A 25,292-nucleotide genomic window follows, 5' to 3' on the forward strand; every position below is an offset into this window, starting at 1 on the left:
TTGATCATAAAAAAAGCCGCTGCGATAATGCCAGCGGCTTGTACTTCTCAAGGTCGTTTATTTCAACGCTTGCTCAACAATGGGGTAATGGTCCCATACTGCCTTATCAGTCAATGAGCGCAGTAGCTTCACGTATTCGGCGTGGGTCCACGCCAGTGGCGTGGCCGAGTTTGTGCCCTCGCCAAGCTCATAGCCAAACGGGTTGACACCGACACCATCCCACACTTGCTCTGGCAGCATCATGCCCTTATTAGCAAAGGCTTCCATACCGAACACATAGGTATGCTGGATACGCTGATACTCTTGCGCAGTGACACCGCCGCGTACGGCATTGGCTGCGGCAATTTCATAGTGACCCCGCTCACCGGTGAAGAAGGGCCATACCCGACCGCGCTGACCATCGGTATTGTTGCCGCCCTCGGCATAGTTGCTGCCCCGTTTTTCATCTTCGCCGTAACCATCGTTACCATAGCGGCGCCAACCGGGATAGGCGCGCCCCTGCTCATCGGTAAAGGTATATTTGACTCGCAGATTATCGACGAGGCTTTGGTCGTCGTACTCAGGCAGAGACGCCGTCACCGACTCGCTGTCTGCACCGCGCACGCCATAGCGCACCAGCTCTAAAAAGCCGCCATCTAAAATCTGCTTTTTGTCCATACCGGCACGACCATTGTTCGCGGCCAGACTGGTATCGCCATTGGTATTTTCATCCTGGGCGATACGCACAAAATAGCGGCCATCGCTGGCCTCACCCGTTAATGTGCCTTTGCTGGTAAACATCAAGGCTTCAATGTCTTGCTCATACTGCTTCGCCGTTGCCAAATAACGCTGGGCACTGTCGGTATCACCGCTTAGCTTGGCAATTTCCCCGGCACTGATCAATCCAGCTACTACGGCGGCGGTAGTAGAAGGCGAGTAACCTGCTTGCTCTTCCCAGCGCTCCTGCTGCGTATAAGGCGGGGTGATCTGGGTGTCATTCCACAGGATTTTTGCCAGTCCCCCTTCGACTAAGAAGTCTGCAGCCGGCTGCAGCATGGTACGATACCATTGAGTGAGTTCGTTTTTCGACAGCACCCCGCCTTTGTATAGTTTCCAGGCGAGCATGATAGGCATTGCGGTTTGATCCAGTTGCACCCCCACCCACTCTAATTCACCGTCAACATGGGTCTTTTGTAAAAACCAGCCGGTATCGCCTTGGTTGCCTGGGGTATCCTCTCGTACCTGGACCTTAGGTAAATAGTTAAACGCCGCTTTTGCCGTTTGCGTATCCCCCATGGCTAAAAACGCCATAGCAACTTGATAAAAGTCGCGTACCCATACCGCCTTATAGCCAGTATGTCCTTGCTCTGCGGCCACGGTATCACCCCATGGGTTTGATAAAGAGGCAATCAATGCCCCAGCATGGGTTTTGTCTTCCTGCGCTTTGAGCACTAAGGCACTGGTATTGAGTAATTTGCCGCCATCGGTGCTGGCATCATAGAGACGCTCGAGCTGCAAGCTCTGCAAATAATCCTGCCAGCCAATGGCATCGCCATCCCCATTATAGTGCGCAAGCACCTTGTCATAGCCGCGCTTCAGTGTCTTTTGACCCTGGGCAAGCGCCTCTTGCTCACTGCTGCCATAACTTAACACCAGATCAAACTGACTGTTTTCGCTTATCTCGCCGAGTGTGGCACTCATGGCGACATTCCCCGCTTGCTCGCCAGTGCTTTGATAACGCGTGAACTCGCCGCGCGCTTTAAGCTGCGAGTAGCGATCCGATTGACCAACAAAACCAACGGAGCCGTCATTAAGACCCTTGGCGCTTTGCAAGCTCAGGTAATGGGCACCGGAATAAGCAATAAGGGCATCGTCGGCAACTTTGGCCCGGTCGTCAACGCCATCATTATTCACATAAGGGTTCACCTGCACATGTGCTCGCAACCCTGGCTCATTGGCCTGAAAACGTACGCGCACCATCAGTGACTGCGCATCCGGGTCGGTAAAGATATCTTTAATAATGCGAAAACGCCCTTGGCTATCCTCACTGGTTACTCTGTATGCCAATGATGTTGGTCGCCCTTGGGGGTCGACATCAAGGTATTCCACGCGATTGCTAAGACCATCGCTTTCAGCTACAACGAAGTCCGCACCACTGACAATAAATTGCATGTCACGAATTTGCGCTTGGTGAATCAACCCAAACATGGTTTCGGTGATCATCCCTTTTGCCAAGGAAAACCACACTTTTGATACTGTGCCTGTGGCACTGTTGTCATCGTAACGGCCTTGTTGATAAGCCTCATAAGAGGTACCAATACCGGTTTTCCCCGAATACGCCCAAAACGGTTTATCGCCAGGAGCCCCTGGCGCGCTATCGCTGTTCGCTGTGGGGGCGGCACTGTTACATCCCGCCACCGTTGCCAGTACCATGGCACTGGCAATTGCGTTTAATACTTTCACTGTATCACCCTTAGATTAATGATTAAGTTTCACCCGCGTAAGTGCAAGCGCTGCCAACACAAAAGACACGCCACCAATGATGAGCGCGTAAATAGGTTGATTGGCAAAGCCATGCTTTAAAATAAGCCCGAGAATACTGGCTGCAAGCAACTGCGGAATAACGATAAAGAAATTGAAAATACCCATGTACACGCCCATTTTCGAGCTCGGTAGCGCGCTCGAGAGCATGGCATAAGGCAACGAAAGAATAGACGCCCAGGCAAAGCCAATTCCCACCATAGGCAGCATCAGCCAGGCTGGGTCACTAATAACCAAAAAGCTGGCCAGCGACAGTGCACCTAAGAGCAAGTTAAGGGCATGGGCGATGCGAATACCAACGCGCTTCACCATCACCGGGATCACCAGTGCGGCCAGCGCAGCAAAGCCGTTATAGGCGGCAAACAGCACGCCAACCCAGTCAGCACCATCATTGTAAGCTTTAGAAGTGACATCGACACTGCCATAGTGGTGACTGGTCACCGCAGCCGTGGTGTAAATCCACATCGCAAAGAGCGAAAACCAACTAAAAAACTGCACCCAAGCAAGTTGACGCATGGCCTTGGGCATAGTGAAAACATCGTGTACCACCGTGAAGAAGCCGTTACCTGTGTAGCCTTCGCGCTGTTGCCAAGCGGCGATGCCTTGTAAAATGGCAAAGGCCAGCAGTAAACCCCCGAGCAAGTACAATTCTTTCTCTAAGTCCATCACCCCAACGGCTGCGATAATCGCCGCCCCTGATAGGCCGCTGACCACTAAAGTGCGAGCAAAGTTAATGACCTGCGTGGTATTGATAGTGGCATTGGCCTGTGCGTCGTCATTAAACGCCGCGAGCTGCTCTGGGCTGTATTCCTTGGTGGTAAACACTGTCCACATAACACATCCCAATAAGAACGCACCGCCGGCGTAAAAGGCATACTGCACTGAAGGAGGAATCACCCCTGCGGCAGCGGTATTACTGACATCAAACCAATTGCTTAAGATCCACGGTAAACTGGAAGCGACCACCGCACCCACGCCTATGAAAAAGCTTTGTAGTGAGTAGCCGAGCGCACGTTGCTTGTTCGGCAAGTTATCACCGACTAATGCACGAAAGGGTTCCATGGTGACGTTAATTGACGCATCCATAATCCATAACATGCCCGCCGCAACCCACAGTGTTGGTGAGTTCGGCATCACCACTAAGGCCGCCGTGGTGACGATCGCTCCGTAAAAGAAATACGGACGGCGACGTCCTAAGCGCCCCCAGGTTTTATCACTCATATAGCCAATAATGGGTTGCACGATAAGCCCGGTAAGCGGCGCCGCCACCCATAAAATGGGGATGTCATCGATTTTTGCTCCGAGCGTTTGGAAAATGCGGCTGGCATTGGCATTTTGCAACGCAAAGCCGAACTGGATCCCCATGAATCCGAGGCACATATTCCATATTTGCCAAAAGCTTAAGCTGGGTCTTTCATTTTGCATTATTGTTTACTTCCTAATTGGACCACACTGACACCCTGATATGGCAATGTTAAGCTGATGCCTTGGCCATCGAACTGTGGCTCTGTGCCTAATAAGGTTTCCCCCTCGCCACTGGCGATATCAATAAGCACAGACTGTGGCTGCTGCGCGAAGTTAGCCACCACGAGAATGCGCTGCTGCGCGAGTTGGCGCACAAAGCTAACCACCTGCTTTGGTTGTGAGTTAGCCACGCTTTGCAGCTCACCGCCGACAATGGCAGGCAACGAATTAAGGGCCATAAGTTGGACATAAAACTGCCGTAATTGGCGCTGCTCTGGGCTCAGCAGTGCACCGTCAAAGGCACCGTTGTTCATCCACTGTTGATGAGCAGGCACCCCAATGTAGTCAAAAATACTGGTGCGCGTTGGGTCGCCAAACCCGGGCTCTTCGGAGCCATCCTCGCCCACCGTTTGGCCAAAATAGAGCATGCTTGGCGAGCGTCCGATTAAGGTCGATACCGTCATCGCGGGCTTGCCCCAGTTCATGTCGCCGGCGAAATCGCTGCTGGCGATACGCTGCTCGTCGTGGTTTTCTAAAAAGTGCAACATGTGCTGCTCAATATCCGCCACCTCTTGGTGCTTAGCAAGCAAAGTATCCGCACCTTGCTGGCCCTGAATAATGGCTTTTAAGGTGTCATAAAAACCCACCTTGTCGTACAGGTAATCCATTTTCCCTTGGTGAATATAAGGGCGATATAGGCTTGGGTTATACACTTCGGCAAGTAAGAAGGCATCGGGGTTGGTCATTTTAATAGCGGAGTTTAGGAAGCTCCAAAACTCTACTGGCACCATTTCGGCCATATCATAGCGAAAGCCATCAACGCCTTTGGCCAGCCAGTACTGAGTGATATCGCGGAATTTATACCAGCTATCCGGTAGGGATTTATCTTGCCAAAACTGGTAGTGAGCACGGTAATCTTTGTTCGCATAGTCCTTTGGCAAACGCGGGAAGTCATAGCCGCCATCGGGTTTGACACCATAATTGATCTTTACCGTCTCGTACCAATCGTTGATATCAGGCTGCGCCTTGCGCGCGCCATTGCCGGTCCATTTCGCTGGGGTTTCCGCAAAGTGGCCATCGGCCTTGGGGTGGCTCATCCCCCCGAGCACTTGATACTGCGGCGACTGCGGTACTTTAAATGACTCACCGACCACGTAATAAAAGTTGTTATCACGGCGATAGCTGACGCTGGTATCGTCATTGGCGCCGAAATCCGCTACTCCCTCGGGCTTAGATACCGAGTGATAATCACGGGCGACATGGTTAGGCACAATATCGATAAGCACTTTCATGCCCTGCTCATGAGTACGGGCAATCAAGGCCTCGAACTCTTGTAAGCGATCGCTTGGTTTCGCCGCTAGGTCGGGGTTAACGTTATAATAATCTTTAATGGCATAGGGTGAGCCCGCCCGCCCCTTAACCACATCAGGGTCATCACCTGGCAGACCGAAGTCACTGTAGTCGGTGACCGTGGCGTGGTGTAACACCCCGGTATACCAAATATGAGTTACTCCTAACTCTTTAATCCCCGCGAGGGCTTTGTCATCAAAATCAGCAAATTTGCCTACGCCATTTTCGCTGAGCGTGCCCCATGGTTTATTAGTTTGCTTGGTGTTACCAAATAAGCGCGTAAACACTTGGTAGACCACCGGCTTTTGTACTTGCTCGGCATCTTGTTGCAGCTCTTTTTCAGCGTCTTTGCTGTGCGAGGAGCTGGTGTTTTCAGAGCAGCCTAGCAGGGCTACAGCCAATGACCCAGCCAGTAGCGTGGTTGTTAACTTGTTGTCTTTCATGGGTACACTTTGTTATTTCTTTTATGACAAAAATACTACGTTCTCCACGGCCCCTTTGATATGCCGTGCATACGTATTCACTCTATTGCAGTGCTAAAATCATGGCTTGTTCAGCGCCGATTGCCAGCGTTTGATTTAACCGTAACATCTCACCACTTAGCAGGTTTTTGGCCTGCTTTGCGCCTTGTAAAATCTCGGCATAAGGCGCCAGTTCTAGGTGCTGTTTATTGCCTTTGTTCAATATCACCACAATGCGCTGCTCATTATCAATACGGGCATAAAGGTAGACATTGTCCTTGGGAGCAAAGTGCACCATCCGACCTTGACGCAGCGCACTAAATTGTTTGCGCAGCTGCAATAAGGTGCGCAGATAGTCTTGCATCTGTGTTTGCTCTGCGCTCAAGCCTTGCCCAGTGATGGCATCGGCTTGATGGCCACTGAAACCGCCGGGGAACTCAATGCGAATATCCCCATGGGCATCCGAAGGGGTGTTATCAAGTAACACCTCTGTACCATAATAGACTTGGGGAATGCCACGAATAGTAAGCATCAGTGTCATTGCCAACTTGGTTTTGTTAACGCTTTGCCCGAGCTGGGTGTATATGCGGCTCATGTCATGGTTATCGGCAAACACCAGCAAGTCATCGGCGTTGGCATACATAAAGTCATTACCGAGACTTTGATACACCCGCACCCAACCGGTGTGCCAACCGGGCTCTTCATTGAGGGCTTTGACCAGAGCCGCCTGCAACGGGAAGTCCATCATTGAATTGATGGCGGTACTAAAACCGTCTTGGTTATGTTTGCCTCGCTGCCAATAAGCAATAATTCCTGGGTTGGTGGTCCACTCTTCACCAACAATACTAAAGTTGGGATACTCGGCCATAATGGCCTGACTCCAACGGGCCATAAAGGCTTTATCGGAATAGGAATTGGTATCGACGCGAATACCGCTAAGCCCGGCCTGCTCAATCCACCATATACTGTGCTGAATCAAATAAGTGCTGAGCTCGTCTACACGCTGATTCAGGTCGGGCATTGCTGGTACAAACCACGCATCGTTAAAGCGAGTGCGATCGTATACGCTGCTGTGAGGGTCCATCACCGTTTGTCGGCGATGATTATTAGCCAAAAACTCACCGCCATTGTTAATCCAATCTCGGCTCGGTTTATCGGCTACCCATGGGTGATTGGCGCCAATGTGATTGGGCACCATATCCATGATCACCCCGATGCCCCGCTCAGCGGCTTGCGCCACCATATCAAAATAGGCCTCATTGCCGCCCATGCGCGGGTCGATGGCATACAGGTTGGTCATCGCATACCCATGGTATGACCCTGTGGCCATATTATTTTCTCGCGCTGGAGTGAGCCATAGTTGCGTAAAACCCATGCGCTGCAGGTAATCTAGACGCTCGGTTATCCCTTGTAAATCACCGCCACGGCGGCCGTCGCGCGCCTGACGGTCAACTTTTTCTATCATGCTGGGGTGGTTATCGTTATGCACGTTGCCGTTAGCAAAGCGATCGGGGTTAATAAGGTAGATCACATCATCACTGCTAAAACCCTGACGTTGCTTTGAATCGTGCGCCCGCGCCTTGAGTTGATAATCAAATTGCGTGCCATCGTCGGCGACAAACTGCAGTGTGCCTGGATACGCCTGGGCACCGATATGCACGCTGAGAAACTGATAGTTGTCGGAGTCAAGATGATGCTGACGCGTTAGTTTAACGCCGTCGTAGGGGCGTAACTGCCACTGCCGCTGGGCAGTATTTGGTGCATGCAGCAGCAATTGCACATCGGGGTTTTGCATTCCTACCCACCAATGTTTTGGCGCCACTTCGACGCCCTGACAGGGTAGTGCCAATAAGGCCCATAACACCATAAATACACGCATTAGCTTAGATTCCTTTGAATAAATTGTTGGTGGCTCGGCATATTTTGCACTGCTTGGTTAATCAGTGTGCGCAAACTTTGCAGTAATTCATCAAGTTGCTCATTTGATAATTGCTCAGCCAGCGGGTGGTGCTGTTGGGGCCAACAGTTTTGACCGATCAATACCTGCTGCCAGGCCACTTCGGCAAAGAGTTCATCTTGATAACGATGCACCTGCCCGCTTTGTTGAAACTGGGCGATACGCTCGCTAAGAGATGGCGGCAGTTCCATATCGGCGCAGTAACGCCAAAAACGACTATCTTGGCGCTGATTGAGGGCATAATGGAGAATAATAAAGTCGCGAATTTGCGCCATTTCGGTGCTAAATAAGCGGTTAAATGCACGCACCGAGGCGGGGGCAATGCCTTGGTGTGGAAAATGTTTCAATAAGCGGATCACCGCAGTTTGAATCAAATGGATACTGGTGGACTCAAGGGGCTCAAGGAAGCCACTGCTTAAACCGATGGCGACCACATTTTTGTGCCATTGCTGGCGCCTAGCACCAGTGCGAAATGGGAGCACCCGGGGCTCATGCAATGCCTCACCGGGAAGGTTTGCCAGTAACTGCGCCTTGGCTTGGTCGTCATCGAGGTAGCGAGAGCAGTAAACTAAGCCATTACCAACGCGATGCTGCAACGGGATTTGCCACTGCCAACCGCTATCACGAGCGATGGAGCGGGTATAAGGTAGCGGGTCTTTATCGTCGCCGTGATGCGATTGCACAGCGATAGCGCGGTCGCACGGTAACCAGTGTGACCAGTCCTCAAAACCGACCCCTAAGGTTTGCGCTATCAACAGCGCTCGTTGACCGCTGCAATCAATGAATAAGTCCCCTTCTACGCGCTCGCCTGATTGTAACACCAACGCCTGCACATCGCCGTTATCACTTTGCTCAACCTTATCAACCTTAGCGTCTATACGCTGAACGCCAAAGTGTTCGGCGCGCTCGCGCAACAGTTGCGCATACAAGCTGGCATCAAAATGATACGCATGCTCAGTACCGGCTAACTGGGTATTGGGTAAATGCCGCAGTGGTGCAAAGCGCCCTGCTTTTGCTGCTTGGAAATTAAGAGAGTAATCCCACAACGAATGGCCAAGACCTTGCTCTTTTGCATGGTGAAAAAGGTGATGAAAATCACAAAAGGGCAGCGCTTTACCTAAATGACCAAACGCATGCATGTAACTGTCGCCCTTGCGGCCCCAGTTTTCAAACTGGATCCCTAATTTGATCGTCGCCCCGGTGCGCTGTATCAGCGTTTTTTCCTCAATCCCCAAGGCGTTGTTAAAGGCGACAATCGGCGGTATGGTCGCTTCGCCGACACCGACAGTACCAATATCCGTGGACTCCACTAAGGTGATACTCAGCTGTTTACCCAGCATTTTTGCCAGCAACGCGGCACTTAACCACCCTGCTGTGCCGCCTCCTAAGATCACCACCCGATTAATATTTGCCATCTCTGCGTGCCCCGCTATTAGCTGTTAACTTCAAAAAAGCCCTTGAAAATTCAAGGGCTTTTTAAACAAGTTACGACAGTTAAGAGTTATAGCTCATACTTGAAACCGAGCAAGTAGGTACGACCATAATCTTGGTAGTCACGTACTTGCAGGGCATTGTCACCTTGTAGCGAGATAAACGGCTCTTCGGTGATGTTTTGCACTTGGAAAGTAATCTCTAGACTCTCTAGGCCTTGAATACCGGAATCAGCAAAGTCATATCCAAGCTGTGCATCCCAGATGGTTTCACCTAGGATATCGACTTGGTCAGTTGAGAAACCCACACCGTAGATATCGCCTTTAAAGTCACTACGCTTACGCATGCTCGTACGTGCGGTGAAGCCATAGCGCTCATAGTACAAGGTTAAGCTTTGAATGCTGTCAGACAAACCTGGCAATTCATAGTCGTTGCCATTGGGGTCTTCCATATCCTGCTCAACACCGGTATGGCTAGCTAGTAGGCCAAAACCTTCTAGTTCATCGGCGAATAAGTTAAACGGTAATGCCACAGAGAGCTCGTAACCCCACAGGTCACCGCCACCGCCATTGATTTTACCTGAGCCGGTGCCGGTGCTGTTTGGTGGAATTTCACCAGTAGCCGGGTCGGCCACGCCGCTCATATCAATCTCATAGTTACCGTCAAAAATCCATTGGTTCAGGTCTTTATAGAACACCGCTGCCGAGAAGTAACCTTCTTCACTAAAGTAGTTCTCATAGCTTAAGTCGAAGCCCGTCGCCTCTTTGGGTTCAAGCTCCGGGTTGCCGCCGGATACCGACCAATAATTGCCGTTTTCATCTGGCTGCTGGGCATTGTACGACGCGCTGATTGAGGCATTCATTTCATCTAGGCGCGCACGAGAGATGGTTTTCGCCGCACCAAAACGCAGCGTTTGCTGCTCATCTAGAGCAAAGTTAAGGTTTAGGCTCGGCAGCACATTGCTGTAGTCGTGGCTAATATCGGTGGGTTCGGCCACAACGAGGCCATCAACGACATTAAAGGCATTACCCTGTGACGACTGTTTGGTATACACATAACGCACACCGACATTACCCGTTACTGGGATATCACCTAGCTCTGCATTAATATTGGCTTGTACAAAAGCGGCGGTGACTTCTTCTTGCACTGTCCATGAACGTGTTAAGTGCTTAGAGTCGGTTAGGCTTTCACGCAGCAGATTATAGTAACCGTCATCCACGAGTGCACGGGTATCGTAAGCGACCATTGGGCCCATGCCAATAAAGCTTAAATCGGCACTACCTAAACGATACTGCTCAGGCACTTCGAGCATGCCGACGTTCTCTGGGTAAGAGAAATCAGCCAAAGTCATAAAGTAGCCTTCAGAGACCTTGGTTTTCTCACGGTCACGATAAGACACGCCAAATTCCACACCGCTGATGTAGGCGTTATCCATTGCCTTGCTAGCGGCCAATTTCAATGTAGTTAATTCGTCTTCCACTTCTGGGGCATTAATAAAGCCATCTTGCGCGGTATTCTCATATGGCGTGCCGGTTAAGCCATATTGATTATTTAATGCCGCACTAGAACCCCAAGATAAAGGCCCACCTAATTGAATAAGGTTGAAGTCGCTGTAATCAAGCTGGTGCGAGAACTGGGCGCCGGTGTTGCCATCATCAAAGGCATAACCGATATTATCGGAAATACCGTTATTGTCACCACGACCTGTACCTGAGTAGCTTTCGATACTCCATACCTGACGCTCTACTTCGGAGCGACTGGCGTCAAATTCCAGCTCCCAGTCGTTACTAAGGAGGTATTCTACATTAAAGCCAAACTGACTCAGATCCGCTTTACGCTCTTCAAAGTCGTTACGAACGACAACGCGTTGACCTTCTGTTAAGGCGCTGGTGATAAAGCCGCTGTCTGCATCAACCGTTGCGCTCTCAGGAGAGATTGAGCCTTGACCCCATGCAAACGGGACTTCAATACCACGAAGAATTTTTTCGTCAGTAAAATCAACATAAAGCGCGTCAAAGGTCATGCTCAAGTCGCTGCTAGGCGTGTATTCAAGCACTAACATCGCCGAGTCACGCTCAAGCGTTGATGAGCGCACAAAAGGTTTCGCCCCACCCAAGATTGAATAAGTATCCCCTGAGTCTGTGGTAAATTCAGGGTAGCCCCATGAGTTCCAACGCTTCTCTTGGTTGGGTGAACTCATTGTTGTATAGGCAAAAGCAACGCCAAAGGTATCGTCAGCGAACTGATCAATGTAAGAAACCGTACCACGGAAGCCTTTGTCATCGCCGTCTGGATTTAGTTTATCGAAACTAGTTTGCTCAAGCTGGCCGTTAAACTGAATGACCTGCTCGCCCTTGCTTAGCGGGCGGACTGTTTGCATATCGATAACACCGGCAATGCCTTCAGCATCAAGTGACGCACTCGGTGTTTTATAGACCGTTACACCGCTCATAATTTCTGACGGGTAAAGGTCAAATTCTACGCCACGGTTGTCGCTGATAGAGACTTGTTCACGACCATTAAAGGTGGTGGCGCTCTCGTTTTCGCTAAAACCACGTACGCTGACACGTGATGCGCGACCGTCTAAGCGCTGTGCAGTCAAACCAGGTAAGCGAGCAATAGATTCAGCAATAGACGAATCTGGTAATTTGCCAATGTCTTCAGCAGACACTGACTCTACCACTTCTGTTGCAAAACGCTTGGTATTGATTGACTCGACGACACTGCGGCGAAAGCCACGTACTTCAATCACTTCAACATCTTGCTGCTCATCGGCTTGCGCCTGCGCTTCGTTGCCTTGAGCATACGCGACTTGGCTACCTAAACCGGCACTCAACAGTGCAAGCGTTAGCATACTTGGTTTGAACATAGACATAGTGTTTAATCCCGATTAACCATTTTATTAGGACCAATTGGTGATAGTTAGCGCTGCACCAACTTGGCTCGTGTTGTTGTCGCAAAAAATACTAACGCTCGTCTTAAATTATTAACAAACTTATGCATACGTATTCAATGTAATTGCAGCTGCAATATTTTACATTTTAGTTACATCAAAATTAGCAACAATCCAGTAAATATGCGAGCTTGCTAGCCTTTACAGCACAGTTACAATTTAACACCCCCAACAATACGCTGCCCTAGCCTACGCCAGCCCCCCTGAACCCATAAATAAGCCCACATCCCTTACTAGTAGGGCTATTGAGAACATAATAGCAAAAACCCATATCGCGATGTGGTAATTGGTCTTACCATTCATTTTCGCACTACTTTAGTGCATTGGTGGGCTAAATCGCCTTAAATAAGTGCAAGACCCGATTACCGGAACCAGCCAACTCAATGGCACTGTTTCCATTGGTAAACAGCCTTTTGGTATCAATTTGGTGACTAAGCCAAGCAAACACTAAAGCCACCTAATGCGCTTTTGCATACGAATACATCATGCATACGTATGCAGATTTTTTACAAGCGTTCTGAGGTTGCCGTATTCTTTGCCAAGCAAAAAAATTAACCGATGTTCTGGAGCGACACATGGCGAACCCTCTTTGGTGGAAAGGTGCGGTAATTTATCAGATTTACCCCCGCAGCTTTCAAGATACAAACGGCGATGGAATTGGCGACCTCCGAGGTATTATTAACCGCCTTGATTACATAAAAAGCTTGGGTGTGGATGCGGTGTGGATCTCACCGTTCTTTAAATCGCCAATGAAGGATTTCGGTTATGACATCAGCGACTATCGTGATATTGACCCTATTTTTGGCGATCTTACAGACTTCGATGAACTGATCGCCGAAGCACATCAGCGCGATATTAAAATCATTATTGATCAGGTATTGAGCCACACCTCTGATCAGCATCCCTGGTTCTTGCAAAGCCGCGAATCAAACAATAATGACTATGCCGATTGGTACGTGTGGGCAAACGCTAAAGAAGATGGTACGCAGCCTAACAATTGGCTATCCATTTTCGGCGGCCCAGCATGGCAATGGGAGCCTCGTCGCGAACAGTATTATTTGCATAACTTTCTTACCGAGCAGCCAGACCTTAATTTCCATAACCCGCAAGTGCGTCAAGCGGTGCTGGATAACGTGGAGTTTTGGCTCAAAAAAGGGGTTGATGGCTTCCGCTTAGATGCCATTAACTTTTGTTATCACGACGCTCAATTACGTGATAACCCGGCAAAGCCAAAAGAAAAGCGCCAAGGCCGTGGTTTTAGCGAAGATAACCCGTACGCTTTTCAATACCATTACTACAACAACACGCAACCTGAAAACCTCGACTTTATGCGCGATATTCGTGCCTTACTCGACAAGTACCCGGGTACGGTAGCACTTGGGGAGATCTCATCTGAGGATTCACTGGCGACCATGGCCGAATACACCAGCGGCGGTGACAAGCTGCATATGGGATATAGTTTCGAGCTACTAACCGATGATTACAGCAGCGCCTATATTCGTAAAACAGTCGAGACCTTAGAGGCGAATATGCTCGAGGGCTGGCCTTGCTGGGCATTTAGTAATCATGATGTGGAGCGTGTTGCCAGCCGTTGGGCCAAAAATGGCGAAGTTGACCCTGACCAAGTAAAAATGTTGACCGCACTGCTTGGCTCCCTACGTGGCAGTGTATGCATGTATCAAGGTGAAGAACTGGCATTAGGCGAAGCGGATGTTGCATTCGAAGATTTGCAAGACCCCTATGGCATCACTTTTTGGCCCAACTTTAAAGGCCGTGATGGCTGTCGCACGCCGATGCCTTGGCAAGACGGTGAGCACGCCGGGTTTAGCACGGTAAAACCATGGCTGCCGGTAAGCCATGCTCACAGCCTACAACATGTTGCCAAACAACAACAGGATGCTCATTCAACGCTCAATGCCTACAGCGAATTTATGGCTTGGCGGCGTCAGCATCGTGCGTTAGTTGAAGGTGACATTCACTTTATTGATACTCATGAGCCCGTTCTTGCCTTTACCCGCAACCACGGTGATGAGTCCATATGTTGTTATTTTAACCTATCGGAGCAACCCGTGAGTGTCGAGGTAACGCACGCGCCCAGTCATCAATATCAAGATTCGTTGCGCCATCACACTGGGCGATTGCAAGGCCAAACACTGCATTTACCTGCATTTGGTTGTTGGTTTGCTCGTATTTAACCCCTTCCCTTGTGTCATAAAACGTGACATTTTTTAGCACCCTATGGGGTGCTTTTTTTGTGCTTGTTCAAAAGTCATATTGTTCACCCAAGGACAACGTCGGTTATCTTGACGATAAAAATAACTCACTTTCTAAAGACCGACGATTACGCTAAAAATAAAGCACTTTCCAAAGAGGAACTATGCAATGAAATACCTTGTTTTAAGTGCGCTGTTTGCTATTGGCTTACACAGTGCTTTTGCCAGCGATGACCTACCAGTCGCCCCCGAGGAGATAATCAAGGAGCACACGCAGATGTGCCTAGACTGGGCCACGGAAGATGACATTGATGCGCAAAGCCAGTATCAGTATGTGCTCGACTGTGTCAATGATGAGCTCAGTGACAATGGTTACCAGCACGTACAACAAGTGAATATCAAATAGCCACTTGCCTAATATGGGCCTAGGGGAGTAAAAAAGCCGCTCAATCATTGTGAGCGGCTTTTTCTTTTTTCTGCGGGTTACTTTTTCTTTTTCGCTTTCTTTTTCTCTTCTTCAACCCATTTGCCATTTTCGTAGATTGCCTTCCAGCCGGTCGCTTTACCATCGACTTCAGTCATTACATACTGCGACTTAGTCTTACGGCTAAAACGTACCACCGCTGGGTTACCATCAGAGTCAGTCTCTGGCGCATCGGCTAAATAGTAAAATTTAGGTGATATACGATCGCGAAAACGCTTTAATTCAGAAACCTTCGGTGCCCGAGTCTCCCGTGACTTAGGAAAAGTAGAGGCCGCCAAAAATATACCAGCAGCGCCATCACGCAGCACGAAATAGGCATCCGATTTCTCGCATTCAAGCTCTGGCAAGTGCACCGGGTCCTCTTTAGGTGGTGCTGGCTCGCCATTTTTAAGCAGTTTACGAGTGTTTTTACAGTCTTCGTTGGTACAGCCAAAATACTTACCGAAGCGACCGTTTTTCAGCTCCATATCTGCGCCACACTTATCGCACTCAATAATCGGACCATCATAGCCCTTGAGCTTAAACTGCCCTTGTTCAATGAGGTAGCCACTGCACGCGGGATTATTACCACAGACATGCAATTTGCGCGTTTCATCAATTAAATATGAATCCATGGCAGTTTCACATTTAGGGCAACGCTTCATTTGCATCAGTGTTGATGTTTCAACATCTTCAACTTCATCGGCATTGACCGCTTCCTCACCTGGCGTAAGGTTCATGGTGGTGGTACAGCGCTCTTTAGGTGGCAAGTTATACCCAGTACAACCTAAGAACACACCGGTTGATGCTGTGCGGATCCCCATTTTTCTGCCACAGCTAGGACAATCAATATCAGTCTCGACCATTTGGTTTTGACGCATTCCGCCTTGCGCCTCATCGCCACTGGCAATGGCTAACTTTTCCGAGAAGTCGGCATAAAAGTTATCCAGCACTTGAGTCCACTGGCGTTCGCCCTCGGCAATATCATCCAGGCGCTCTTCCATTTTGGCGGTAAAGTCGTAGTTCAACAGCTCGGTAAAGTTCTCAACAAGGCGATCGGTGACGATTTCACCCATTTTTTCAGCGAAGAAACGACGGTTTTCCACCCGCACATAGCCTCTGTCCTGAATAGTGCCGATGATCGAAGCATAGGTTGAGGGTCGACCGATACCGCGCTTCTCAAGCTCTTTAACCAAGCTTGCTTCACTGTATCGCGCTGGCGGCTTGGTAAAGTGCTGTTGTGGGTCCAGCTTATCTAAGCTTAATTCGTCACCGACACTCAATGGTGGCAGCGCTTGCTCTTCATCGCTTTTCTTGCGCACAGCAGGTTGCACTCGCGTCCAACCATCAAAACGTAATACACGGCCTTTGGCTTTAAGCTCAAACTCACCCGCTGTGACCGTCACTGTGGTTAAATCGTATTGCGCTGGCACCATCTGGCAGGCAACAAATTGACGCCAAATAAGCTCATACAGTTTCTTCGCGTCAGCATCAACACCCTCAACATGCCCTGAAAGAACGTTCACATCTGACGGCCGGATTGCTTCGTGCGCTTCTTGTGCGTTGCCTTTTGCGCTGTAAATATTAGCTTTTTCCGGCAGGTAATTGTCGCCAAAATTATCGGCCACATAGCCGCGACACATGGCGATAGCGTCTTGTGACAAGTTAGTCGAGTCAGTACGCATATAGGTAATATAACCGGCTTCGTAAAGACGCTGCGCTAGCATCATGGTCTTTTTAACGCCATACCCTAAGCGCGTACTGGCCGCTTGTTGCATGGTAGAGGTGATAAAAGGCGCACTTGGGCGGCTTTTACTCGGTTTTTCTTCAACGTCGGTAACTTGGTACTGAGCCGATTGCAGCTGCGCCACAGCAGAGTCTGCCTGATCTTTATTAACCGGTTTAAAGGCTTTACCTTGCTCTTTGGTCACCAGAAGACGTAACGCATCGGCTTTGGCTTGTACATCGGCATGAATATCCCAAAACTCTTGCGGGATAAAGGCCTTGATTTCGCGCTCGCGTTCCACAAGAAGACGAACGGCAACAGACTGCACGCGCCCAGCAGATAACCCGCGCGCCACTTTTTGCCACAACAAAGGCGAGACCATAAAGCCAACAACACGGTCTAGGAAGCGTCGCGCTTGCTGAGCCTGTACCATATCGGTATTCAGCTCGCCCGGTGTAGAAAAGGCCTGTTGAATAGCATTTTTGGTGATTTCGTTAAAAACCACCCGTTTGTACTTCGACTTATCACCGCCGATAATCTCTTCAAGGTGCCATGCAATGGCTTCCCCTTCTCTATCCAAATCCGTTGCGAGATAAATTTCATCTGCCGTTTCGGCGAGTTTTTTTAATTCTTGAACAACTTTTTCTTTGCCGGGTAACACCTCATAGTGAGGCTCCCAACCTTTTTCTGGGTCAATACCCATGCGTGCAACTAGGTTTTGATAGTCACGCTTCTTTTTATAGGCGGCTTTTTCCTCAGGGGCCATTTTGCGCACTTCGGCGGGGGATTTTGCCGCAGGCGCCTTCGCCTTACCTGACCCAGAGGTGGGAAGGTCGCGTACGTGACCTACGCTGGACTTAACAACATAGTCCTTGCCTAGGTATTTATTAATTGTTTTTGCTTTTGCAGGAGACTCTACAATGACTAGCGATTTGCCCATAATAGCCTAAGTTGACCTATCTCTTTTTATAATGATTGCCCTTGTTCGTGGGCACGAATAAATATAGGTATATCTACAAACACCTATTGTTACAAGCTTTGACGCTAAACTTTTATCTAATCAGCGATTTTTTGACCAGCTGTTGCTGTGATTTTGTTCGTTATGGTGATTAATCACCGGTGCACAGGCTAACGCCGGGCAATATATAGGAATAAAAGTAAAGAATCCACCTTCTGAAGAAGGTGGCTTTGTAAATGCCCTCTCAAAGGGGGCGTTGTTTACTGCAGTGTTAATTAGGCTTGCTCTTGCGTCTCTTCTTTCTCTTGATGCCTGACGTAACGCCTTATTACCTCTTCATTTATTCCAACCGTATCGACAAAGTATCCTCGTTGCCAAAAATAGTTGCCCCACATCTTATTTTTCTCAAGTAAGGATATTTACTAAATAGCTTTAGTGCTATTTTACCTTTGAGTGCTCCCATCAGGCTCAATATCGATAACTCTGGTGGGACCTTGATAACCAAATGAACATAGTCTAACTGCACATTGAGCTCTACCACTTTACAACCAAGTTGCTCACTGTAAACGTGAATACAGTGATAGACATCTTTACCCACCTTGTTCTTCAGAATTCTAAAACGGTATTTTGGGGTCCAAACTATATGATATTGACATCGCCAATACACATGCGATGCTTTGTTGTATCTACTCATGTTTCTTGTCCTTTGACTTCGCTAAAAATCAAAAGAGCAACTAACATGGGTAGCTTTTTCAGGCCAAGCCTAAATTGATGATAACCACCGAATGAACTAGGTGGTTTAGGGGCTGAAAACGAAAATGCCAACCGAGTGGTTGGCATTTTTTTTAATAAGACGAGCTATTATTGGTCATCAATGACGTTCATTGATGCTACGACAACTTTATTGTCAACATCATCCTGACCTGAAGGTATTGTAAATGTAATGTTCAAACTTCCAGAAAAAATCTGGTTGCCTTCTTGCTCACGAGAAATCAGCACTTTAGAGTGCATTGGCTTGTCTGTATTAGAGTTACCAACTACAGAAGTATGCTCTAAAACATCTAACACCCCGTTGGAAGCACTTAACTCTATTTCAGTGCCCACTGGTAGAGGATTCCCAAATTCATCACTGTAGTATATATCGATGGCTTGTGATGCAAGCCCACCGTTATCTCCTGTGCTTACGTTCACTAATACTATGTCACATTTACCACTTACGTTAGTCGATTCTAAGACACGCTGAGGATCGGTCGTACAGTTGCCAGAATCCACTGTAAAGCGGACATAAGGCTCATCACCCGACATCACCATTTCGATACTACTACGTACTTCGATTAGTTCACGGGTACACTCACCAGCCGCTTCAGCTTCTTGCGAACACAATAGGCCATTGTACTTGCCGTCCGCTTCATCAAAAATACCATCGTTATCGAGATCACGCCAAGTTTCGTTATGACCGCCTCGCGAGAGTAGCTCTGAACAAGGGTCTGTAGGCCCAGGCGCAGGGTCGCAGTTAGCTTTATCGAATGTACCGTTTTCGTTATGGTCAATAAAGGCCTCGGTTAGGTCATACTCTTGATAATATTCACCAATATCAAACAGGCCATTACGGCGGGTGACACCACCACTTGACTCTTCATCGACGAAGTTTTCTTGGCCTTTGGCTACAGCTGTTACTGTAACACGGCCACCCATAACAATACCGTTGGGATCGTTTTTAGCGCGTATCATACCGTTGATACAAGGCGCAGCTGCACCAAAATATGGGTCACAGTTTTGTTCGCCAGTTTTTGGGTTAATGCCCTCGGTAGTAGATGGATTGCCGTCGATATCACCAATACGGTTACCCCATTTATAATCCCAAAAAGGTCTATCGCCTTGGCTGCGCCATTGGATAGTACAGGCCGCATCGGTGGTTTGGCACTTAAAGGTGGGGTTAAACTGCGTGCCATCAATAACACCAGTAACACCGGCTTCGGTTAATACGGTTGCTTCAACACCATCGCCACTTAGCTGATTGAACTGGTCGCCAAAAAATACCGTTAGATTTGAAGTAACGCCGTTGTAATAAAGCGAGTTGGAATTTATAACATCAGTGCTTAAATCGAAGCTGTTTTGATCGGTCACGCCTGAGCTTAAAGTAAGCAAACTCGATACCGAGCTGATTTGCTCACTTAGCGGGATAAGGTTAAGTTCGCCTTCAGGGCAAGAGCTTGGCGCATCTACTGCTTGGCAGGCTTCATACTCATCCACCCAACAGGTCAAATCATCACCTTCAGGCAACGCTGCAACATCGGCTTTTGGCACATAACAAGCCTTCACGACCAAAGAACCGGGTACCACACCAGAAGTTACCGTGGTTTGTACCTCACCATTATTACTGGTATTTCCGGTAAGTTGAGTGAGCATAGCTTTCCCAGCTCCATCGCTTAAACGGAAATCAATACGATCTTGAGCCACTGGGTTGCCGTCTTCATCGAGAAGTTTAAAGCGCACCACAGATTGTGTAGGTACACCTCCCTCCCCCGGAGGAAGAGCAATAAATTGCTCACTTACATCCATAAACTGAATAGACTGTACAGGCGACGCTTCAACTGGAATAATTGTGGACGCAGTATAATTCTTGCCACCAGTTTCTATTGTCACTGTCACATTGTCGTTAATGTTACAGCCGTTCGCGCGATACGTTGCTGTAGCAATACCGGCGCGCGACTTTACTTTGTCATCCAGGGTTGATTGGCCACTGGCGGCACAGGTGGAACTAAACTCGACGTCTGTAGGGCTCTGGAAGAGGTTACCCTCATTATCACGAAGCTGCACTTCGATAACCGTACTGCCACCAGCTTTAAGTGGAATAACATTATTGTTGTTATCCATTGCCAAGCCGTTATCAACAGTCAATTGTAAATTTACAGCGCCAACGGCAAAGTTAGTAGTGTCAGTTACGCCCAATGCTTCGGCGGTAATCGTGCCTGCGCCCCCTTGGTTGCCTGGCTGTAAACGCAATAGTGCGCGACCAAAAGAATCGGTTAATGCAGTACCAGACGATGGTAATATCGTACCCACCGAGGTCTGAGCATTAACGATTGCTGAGCCAACGCCGTCACCACTTTGAATGCTGGTTACTTCAACGTAAATTTCGCCCACTTCATTAGAAGAAATGCTGTTTACGATATTACAACCGGTATTTGGGTCGCGTGGGTCAAGCATCACGTTATCACGGTCATCATCCCAGCCTGCGTTACAACCAGCAAGCAATAACACGTCAACATCGGCGGTTTCCTCGGTCACAACAACGTCATCACCTTGGGTGGTAAAACTGTCTGATGCTGATATGTTTCCGGGAGCATATGTAGCAATTATTAATCCTGCACCTTTCTGCTGACCAGCAAAGACGTCTGTCTCAGCGACTCCATCCTCATCGGTTTCAACTTTGACAACTTTAAGCTCACCTATTTCATCATCTAGCGAGAACTCTATACGCTGACCTGAAACAGAACCTGAAGTTGCGCTGAGTGTTGCCACTGCTTTGGCTGCATTATCTCTTGATAATGGATTCTCATCAGTGATTTCATTGCCTTCACTGTCCACCACGGTTACGGTAATGGAATAACTACCGGAAGAACTACCATCTCCCCCCGTGTCACCACCTTCTTCTAAACTGCCGCCGCCACCGCAGGCGACTAGAAGTAAACTCAGTAAAGAGGCACTGAGCAATCGCACAAAACGCATTGACTTCTCCCTAACGTTTTATTGTTTAAATTATTTACTTAATATTAACCCAGGATGAGTGAATTACGCATTCCTTTTTTGAAAAAAGTTGTCGTTTTTCGCTGCATTGAGTGATTTTCGCTGATAGGCTATAACGAATTACAATAACGAAGATGAATCATACCTATGTCTGAAAAAGGTTCAATGTCTCTCACCACGCGTATTATGATTGGTATGGCGCTAGGTGTTGTTGTCGGCTTTTTGTTCAAGTTGATTTTGGCCGGTGAAGACGAATTATTACTTGATTTAGGCTTGTTTGCCTTTCCTGTTAAAGGCTTTTTTGTTGACGGTTTATTCAATATTGGCGGGCAAATCTTCATTGCCAGCTTAAAAATGTTGGTGGTGCCACTGGTATTTGTGTCCCTCGTTTGTGGTACTTGTAGCCTCAGTGATCCGAAAACCTTAGGTCGTTTAGGTGGTAAGTCCATCGCCATGTATGTGGGCACCACTGCCATTGCCATCACCGTCGCCATTACCTTAGCGCTCTTAGTAAGCCCAGGCGATGGCGTCACCTTGCCAAATGATGCAACCTTTGATGCGAAAGAAGCGCCGACGCTGGCTCAGGTCATCATCAATATGTTCCCCACCAACCCTATTGATGCTATGGCCAGTGGTAACATGTTGCAGGTCATTGTTTTTGCGCTACTATTCGGTATTGCTATGGCCCTCAGTGGCGAAGCGGGTCAGCGCCTAAGCGCCGTTTTTGAGGACCTCAATAATGTCATTCTTAAATTGGTTACCTTGCTTATGAACATTGCCCCTTACGGGGTCTTTTGTTTGATGGCAAAACTGTTTACGACCATTGAGCTGGGGCTAATTTGGAGCCTGATGAAGTATTTCGGTGTGGTGGTCGCAGCACTGCTGATCCATGGGTTAATTAACTACTCTATCCTATTAAAAGTGCTGACTGGCTTAAATCCTGTCACCTTTTTATCGCAAATGAAGCACACTTGTTTGTTTGCGTTTAGCACCTCAAGCTCCAGTGCAACCATGCCTATTACACTTGAGACCGCGACCAAAAAGCTCGGTGCTAGTAACTCCGTTGCCTCATTCACTGTGCCACTGGGAGCCACCATTAATATGGATGGCACCGCCATTATGCAAGGCTGTGCAACCGTGTTTATCGCTCAAGTGTTTGGTGTCGATTTAAGTATTTCAGATTACCTAATGGTTATTCTTACCGCCACATTGGCATCCGTTGGAACCGCTGGAGTGCCAGGAGTAGGCTTGATTATGCTGGCGATGGTACTGAATCAGGTGGGGCTACCCGTCGAAGGTATCGCGATTATTATCGGCGTCGATAGATTGTTAGATATGACGCGTACAGCGGTTAATGTGACCGGTGATTGTATGGTTACCTGTGTTGTTGCCAAATCTGAAGGGCAGCTTGATGAGACTGTCTTTAACGATCTCGAGTCGGCTAAAGAACTGGAAGAATATAAGCCCAAAGCAAGAAGCTAATCTTACTTGTATAAAAAAACCTCGCCGTTGTGGCGTAATGCTTGTAAGTTAAGCATTAGCTAACGCTTTTTAGAAGGCCTTGTCGCATAGCGACAGGGCCTCTTTTTTACTGCTCTCGGATAGCCTCGTTCTCGCCTTTCCGGCAAGATAAAGCTTTCCGACATGGCCAAGATATAGCTCATAACCTCTGGAATTCGCCCCGGGGCTACTGCAGGTAACAATTGAAGCTGTCCGATTAGGAAAAGTGAAGCTTGCTTAAAGCCGATTTGATAAGGCATGACTGATTTTTGGTTGTAAGCCATCTGGCACATCAAGAACCTCAATAAATTATAAGCGACCAGCATTCCCCAGAGCTCTTGCGTCACCAGCTCCGGTGTCTTACTTCTTAATGTTAATTGATTTTGAAACATGTACTGCTTCATCTCACGATACCCTAGTTCTATCTCCCAGCGATGACTGTAAAGCTCTGCTATATCTGCTCCCGGGTATTTCATTGCATCTGTCATAGAAGTTAATAAACGCACTTCTTTTCCCATGATGCTCTTTGTGATTAACCTTGCTTGGATTGTTTTAGGCGCGTCTTCCCACTTCTTTTGTGCTTGCGGCGATAACTTGAGTTCAACGAGCTCTTGGCCTCGACCTAGCTTGGCTATCACCGTGTACTGAGTTCCCTTTCTTAAAGGGATGAGCCAGTGCTTTTCTTCACCGCTTGCCTGCCACTTATGGAGTAGCCCTAGCGCATAAAACCCTCGGTCAAAAATGGTCAAGCTATTCGATGGGCCGTTATCTATTAGGGGGACGGTAAGGTCTACTTCACTTTTAGATACAGAGTCGAAAGAGGCGCCATTGAGCAAATGACTGGTTAGCTCCATGTGGCAGACCATTCTCACTTGAGGGTAGTCTGATATTGTGGTTTTGTTACCGGTTCTACCAAAGTGTTCGTCATTATCTTTTGTGTCTGGTGTTCTCCACACCACACCGTCAACGGCGTGAAGAGTCAGACCATGCCAGTTCGGATGCGGTGTCTTACTCTGCCATAATTGTTGAGTTTGGTTGAAGACAGTTCTCATCACATCTGAGCCCAAACGCTTTCGCGCTTGTATTACGGCACTTGGTGCAACGAAAGGTTTCTTACCTGGCAGGAGGATATCGAGTTGTGAAACCACTTTATCCATAGATAGATGGCGGTAAAGAGACATGCCTAATACGCTCCAAACCATCATTTCCATCGGCAATCTTCTCTTGCGAATCGTTGCTATACCGGAGTCTTGGAGGCATTGTTCAATGAGTTCAGGCGACAGAAGATCCGATAAACCAGAAAGTTGGTCAGCTGAGAAGTTATGGACTTGGTTTAGAGCTTGTTTAAGAAACATAAAAAATCCGAGTGTTAAATTAACACTCGGATTTTGACATCCTTGGAGGATCGCTCAACCAGCTATTTTGTACTTAACTGATCGGCATTACGCCGTTGTGGCGAGGTTTTTTTATATCTAAATTAAGGTCTCAGGCGCTGACCCTTAGACCATATCTTTAAACCTGCTTTTTCTACCGCGAGACTTAAGCTATGCGCGACTTTATCCGCCAAGCCTTGTTTTTTCTTATAGCTCACTTTGTAAGCTTGTCGCTCTTTACTCAGTGCCAGTAGCTCATCATCGCTGGTCGTGATTCTATCCACCAACCCTTTTTCTTTGGCATCAATCGCAAACCAGTGCTCCCCGGTAGCGACGGCGCCTAAGTCTAATTCAGGGCGATGCTCGCTGACAAAGTGTTTGAACAATTGATGCGTTTGCTCAATTTCTTGGCGGAACTTTTCTCGCCCTTCATCAGTGTTTTCACCAAACAAAGTGAGGGTCCGCTTATACTGCCCTGCGGTAATGAGCTCTAGATCAATATCGTTCTTTTTCAGCACCTTGTTAAAGTTTGGTATTTGCGCAACCACACCAATAGAGCCAACAATAGCAAAAGGCGCAGCAATGATTTCATCGCCAACACATGCCATCATATATCCACCACTGGCGGCGACTTTATCAATGGCGATGGTCAGTGGTATGTGCGCCGCTTTCAAACGGGCTAGTTGCGACGCTGCTAAGCCATACCCATGGACAACGCCTCCGCCGCTTTCCAAGCGCACTAATACCTTATCTTTTTGCTTATCGGCCAATGTTAAAATCGCCGTGACTTCCTCACGTAGGCTCTCAACTTCATGAGCATCCATGGAGCCAACAAAATCAATCACGTATAGGCGCCCTTGCTCTGCGTCACCGCTGTCACTTTTAGCTGCCTTTTTCTGTTCTTTCTTGAGCGCTTTTAAAGCTTTTTTATCCAGGGTATTTGCTAAAAAGTCATCTTTCAACTGTTTTAACTTTGCTGAGAGATCGTCAACCTGAAGTGATCCTTCTTTACTTTTAGGTTTATTTGCCGCTCCTGCAATCATTGCGATGATAATGACGATTGCCACTAAAAAAGTCAGGGTTTTTGCAAAAAATAACCCGTATTCATAAATATACTCCACCTAGATTCCCTCTTTCATTTTTGATGCACGGCAATGTAGCACAGCCATTAGC

At 48.2% G+C, this 25,292-nt stretch carries 13 protein-coding genes and 1 pseudogene; 3 read left to right on the plus strand and 11 right to left on the minus strand.

Translation table 11 applies throughout. From position 1 onward, the window contains the following. Nucleotides 1-57: 57 nt before the first annotated feature. The 6 genes from MHM93_RS01180 to MHM93_RS01205 form a co-directional block, all read right to left on the minus strand. Nucleotides 58-2,412 (minus strand): glucan 1,4-alpha-glucosidase, encoded by a 2,355-nt coding sequence (locus tag MHM93_RS01180; RefSeq protein ID WP_239447683.1) that lies wholly within the window; start codon nucleotides 2,410-2,412, stop codon nucleotides 58-60. A 45-nt stretch (nucleotides 2,413-2,457) separates the two neighbouring features. Next, nucleotides 2,458-3,945, minus strand: a complete 1,488-nt coding sequence (locus MHM93_RS01185; protein WP_239447625.1) for an MFS transporter — start codon at nucleotides 3,943-3,945, stop codon at nucleotides 2,458-2,460. Beyond that, nucleotides 3,945-5,777, minus strand: a complete 1,833-nt coding sequence (locus MHM93_RS01190; protein ID WP_239447626.1) for an alpha-amylase family glycosyl hydrolase — start codon at nucleotides 5,775-5,777, stop codon at nucleotides 3,945-3,947. Before MHM93_RS01190 ends, MHM93_RS01185 begins: the two co-directional genes overlap by 1 nt. Before the next feature lie 82 nt (nucleotides 5,778-5,859). After that, nucleotides 5,860-7,674: a glycoside hydrolase family 13 protein gene (locus tag MHM93_RS01195; protein ID WP_239447627.1), complete on the minus strand. Its 1,815-nt coding sequence runs from the start codon at nucleotides 7,672-7,674 to the stop codon at nucleotides 5,860-5,862. Continuing rightward, nucleotides 7,674-9,167 (minus strand): tryptophan halogenase family protein, encoded by a 1,494-nt coding sequence (locus tag MHM93_RS01200; RefSeq protein ID WP_239447628.1) that lies wholly within the window; start codon nucleotides 9,165-9,167, stop codon nucleotides 7,674-7,676. Before MHM93_RS01200 ends, MHM93_RS01195 begins: the two co-directional genes overlap by 1 nt. Before the next feature lie 86 nt (nucleotides 9,168-9,253). After that, a complete protein-coding gene (locus tag MHM93_RS01205) occupies nucleotides 9,254-12,058 on the minus strand; it encodes a TonB-dependent receptor (RefSeq protein WP_239447629.1) in 2,805 nt (934 codons plus the stop codon). A 653-nt stretch (nucleotides 12,059-12,711) separates the two neighbouring features. On the opposite strand from MHM93_RS01205, the gene MHM93_RS01210 reads away from it, so the two are divergent. After that, entirely contained in the window at nucleotides 12,712-14,331 is a 1,620-nt protein-coding gene (locus tag MHM93_RS01210; RefSeq protein ID WP_239447630.1) for an alpha-glucosidase family protein, read from the plus strand. Nucleotides 14,332-14,518: 187 nt separating this feature from the next. Next, on the plus strand, nucleotides 14,519-14,755 hold the full coding sequence (locus MHM93_RS01215; protein ID WP_138547447.1) for a hypothetical protein: 237 nt from the start codon (nucleotides 14,519-14,521) through the stop codon (nucleotides 14,753-14,755). Between the two features lie 77 nt (nucleotides 14,756-14,832). Here MHM93_RS01215 and topA read toward each other — a convergent pair whose 3' ends face one another. The 3 genes and pseudogenes from topA to MHM93_RS01230 all read right to left on the minus strand — a co-directional run bounded on the left by topA (nucleotide 14,833) and on the right by MHM93_RS01230 (nucleotide 21,228). Further along, nucleotides 14,833-17,478 carry a type I DNA topoisomerase gene (gene topA / locus MHM93_RS01220; protein WP_239447631.1) on the minus strand — a complete coding sequence of 882 codons (2,646 nt, stop codon included), beginning with the start codon at nucleotides 17,476-17,478 and terminating at the stop codon, nucleotides 14,833-14,835. Nucleotides 17,479-17,771: 293 nt separating this feature from the next. Then, nucleotides 17,772-18,190: pseudogene (tnpA, locus tag MHM93_RS01225) on the minus strand (IS200/IS605 family transposase). Nucleotides 18,191-18,357: 167 nt separating this feature from the next. Further along, nucleotides 18,358-21,228 (minus strand): Ig-like domain-containing protein, encoded by a 2,871-nt coding sequence (locus MHM93_RS01230; RefSeq protein WP_239447632.1) that lies wholly within the window; start codon nucleotides 21,226-21,228, stop codon nucleotides 18,358-18,360. 165 nt (nucleotides 21,229-21,393) lie between these two features. Between MHM93_RS01230 and MHM93_RS01235 the strand changes: the two genes are divergently transcribed. Then, nucleotides 21,394-22,728, plus strand: a complete 1,335-nt coding sequence (locus MHM93_RS01235) for a dicarboxylate/amino acid:cation symporter (protein ID WP_045978389.1) — start codon at nucleotides 21,394-21,396, stop codon at nucleotides 22,726-22,728. A gap of 59 nt (nucleotides 22,729-22,787) precedes the next feature. On the opposite strand, the gene MHM93_RS01240 is transcribed toward MHM93_RS01235, so the two are convergent. Together MHM93_RS01240 and sohB are read right to left on the minus strand one after the other, a co-directional pair. Next, nucleotides 22,788-24,101, minus strand: a complete 1,314-nt coding sequence (locus tag MHM93_RS01240) for an IS4 family transposase (protein ID WP_239447633.1) — start codon at nucleotides 24,099-24,101, stop codon at nucleotides 22,788-22,790. A 122-nt stretch (nucleotides 24,102-24,223) separates the two neighbouring features. Then, complete coding sequence (gene sohB, locus MHM93_RS01245) at nucleotides 24,224-25,240, minus strand: protease SohB (protein WP_239447634.1); 1,017 nt, start codon at nucleotides 25,238-25,240, stop codon at nucleotides 24,224-24,226. Nucleotides 25,241-25,292: the final 52 nt, after the last annotated feature.

Source organism: Pseudoalteromonas sp. MM17-2, assembly GCF_022347945.1.
Lineage (GTDB): Bacteria > Pseudomonadota > Gammaproteobacteria > Enterobacterales > Alteromonadaceae > Pseudoalteromonas > Pseudoalteromonas ruthenica.

What these genes read in the sequence shown, in the direction of transcription:
- MHM93_RS01215 (WP_138547447.1), top strand. Translation starts at nt 14,519, where the DNA reads ATGAAATACCTTGTTTTAAGTGCGCTGTTTGCTATTGGCTTACACAGT.
- MHM93_RS01185 (WP_239447625.1), bottom strand. Translation starts at nt 3,945, where the DNA reads ATGCAAAATGAAAGACCCAGCTTAAGCTTTTGGCAAATATGGAATATG.
- MHM93_RS01240 (WP_239447633.1), bottom strand. Translation starts at nt 24,101, where the DNA reads ATGTTTCTTAAACAAGCTCTAAACCAAGTCCATAACTTCTCAGCTGAC.
- MHM93_RS01235 (WP_045978389.1), top strand. Translation starts at nt 21,394, where the DNA reads ATGTCTGAAAAAGGTTCAATGTCTCTCACCACGCGTATTATGATTGGT.
- MHM93_RS01205 (WP_239447629.1), bottom strand. Translation starts at nt 12,058, where the DNA reads ATGTCTATGTTCAAACCAAGTATGCTAACGCTTGCACTGTTGAGTGCC.
- MHM93_RS01210 (WP_239447630.1), top strand. Translation starts at nt 12,712, where the DNA reads ATGGCGAACCCTCTTTGGTGGAAAGGTGCGGTAATTTATCAGATTTAC.
- MHM93_RS01195 (WP_239447627.1), bottom strand. Translation starts at nt 7,674, where the DNA reads ATGCGTGTATTTATGGTGTTATGGGCCTTATTGGCACTACCCTGTCAG.
- MHM93_RS01180 (WP_239447683.1), bottom strand. Translation starts at nt 2,412, where the DNA reads ATGGTACTGGCAACGGTGGCGGGATGTAACAGTGCCGCCCCCACAGCG.
- MHM93_RS01230 (WP_239447632.1), bottom strand. Translation starts at nt 21,228, where the DNA reads ATGCGTTTTGTGCGATTGCTCAGTGCCTCTTTACTGAGTTTACTTCTA.
- MHM93_RS01200 (WP_239447628.1), bottom strand. Translation starts at nt 9,167, where the DNA reads ATGGCAAATATTAATCGGGTGGTGATCTTAGGAGGCGGCACAGCAGGG.
- topA (WP_239447631.1), bottom strand. Translation starts at nt 17,478, where the DNA reads ATGGGCAAATCGCTAGTCATTGTAGAGTCTCCTGCAAAAGCAAAAACA.
- MHM93_RS01190 (WP_239447626.1), bottom strand. Translation starts at nt 5,777, where the DNA reads ATGAAAGACAACAAGTTAACAACCACGCTACTGGCTGGGTCATTGGCT.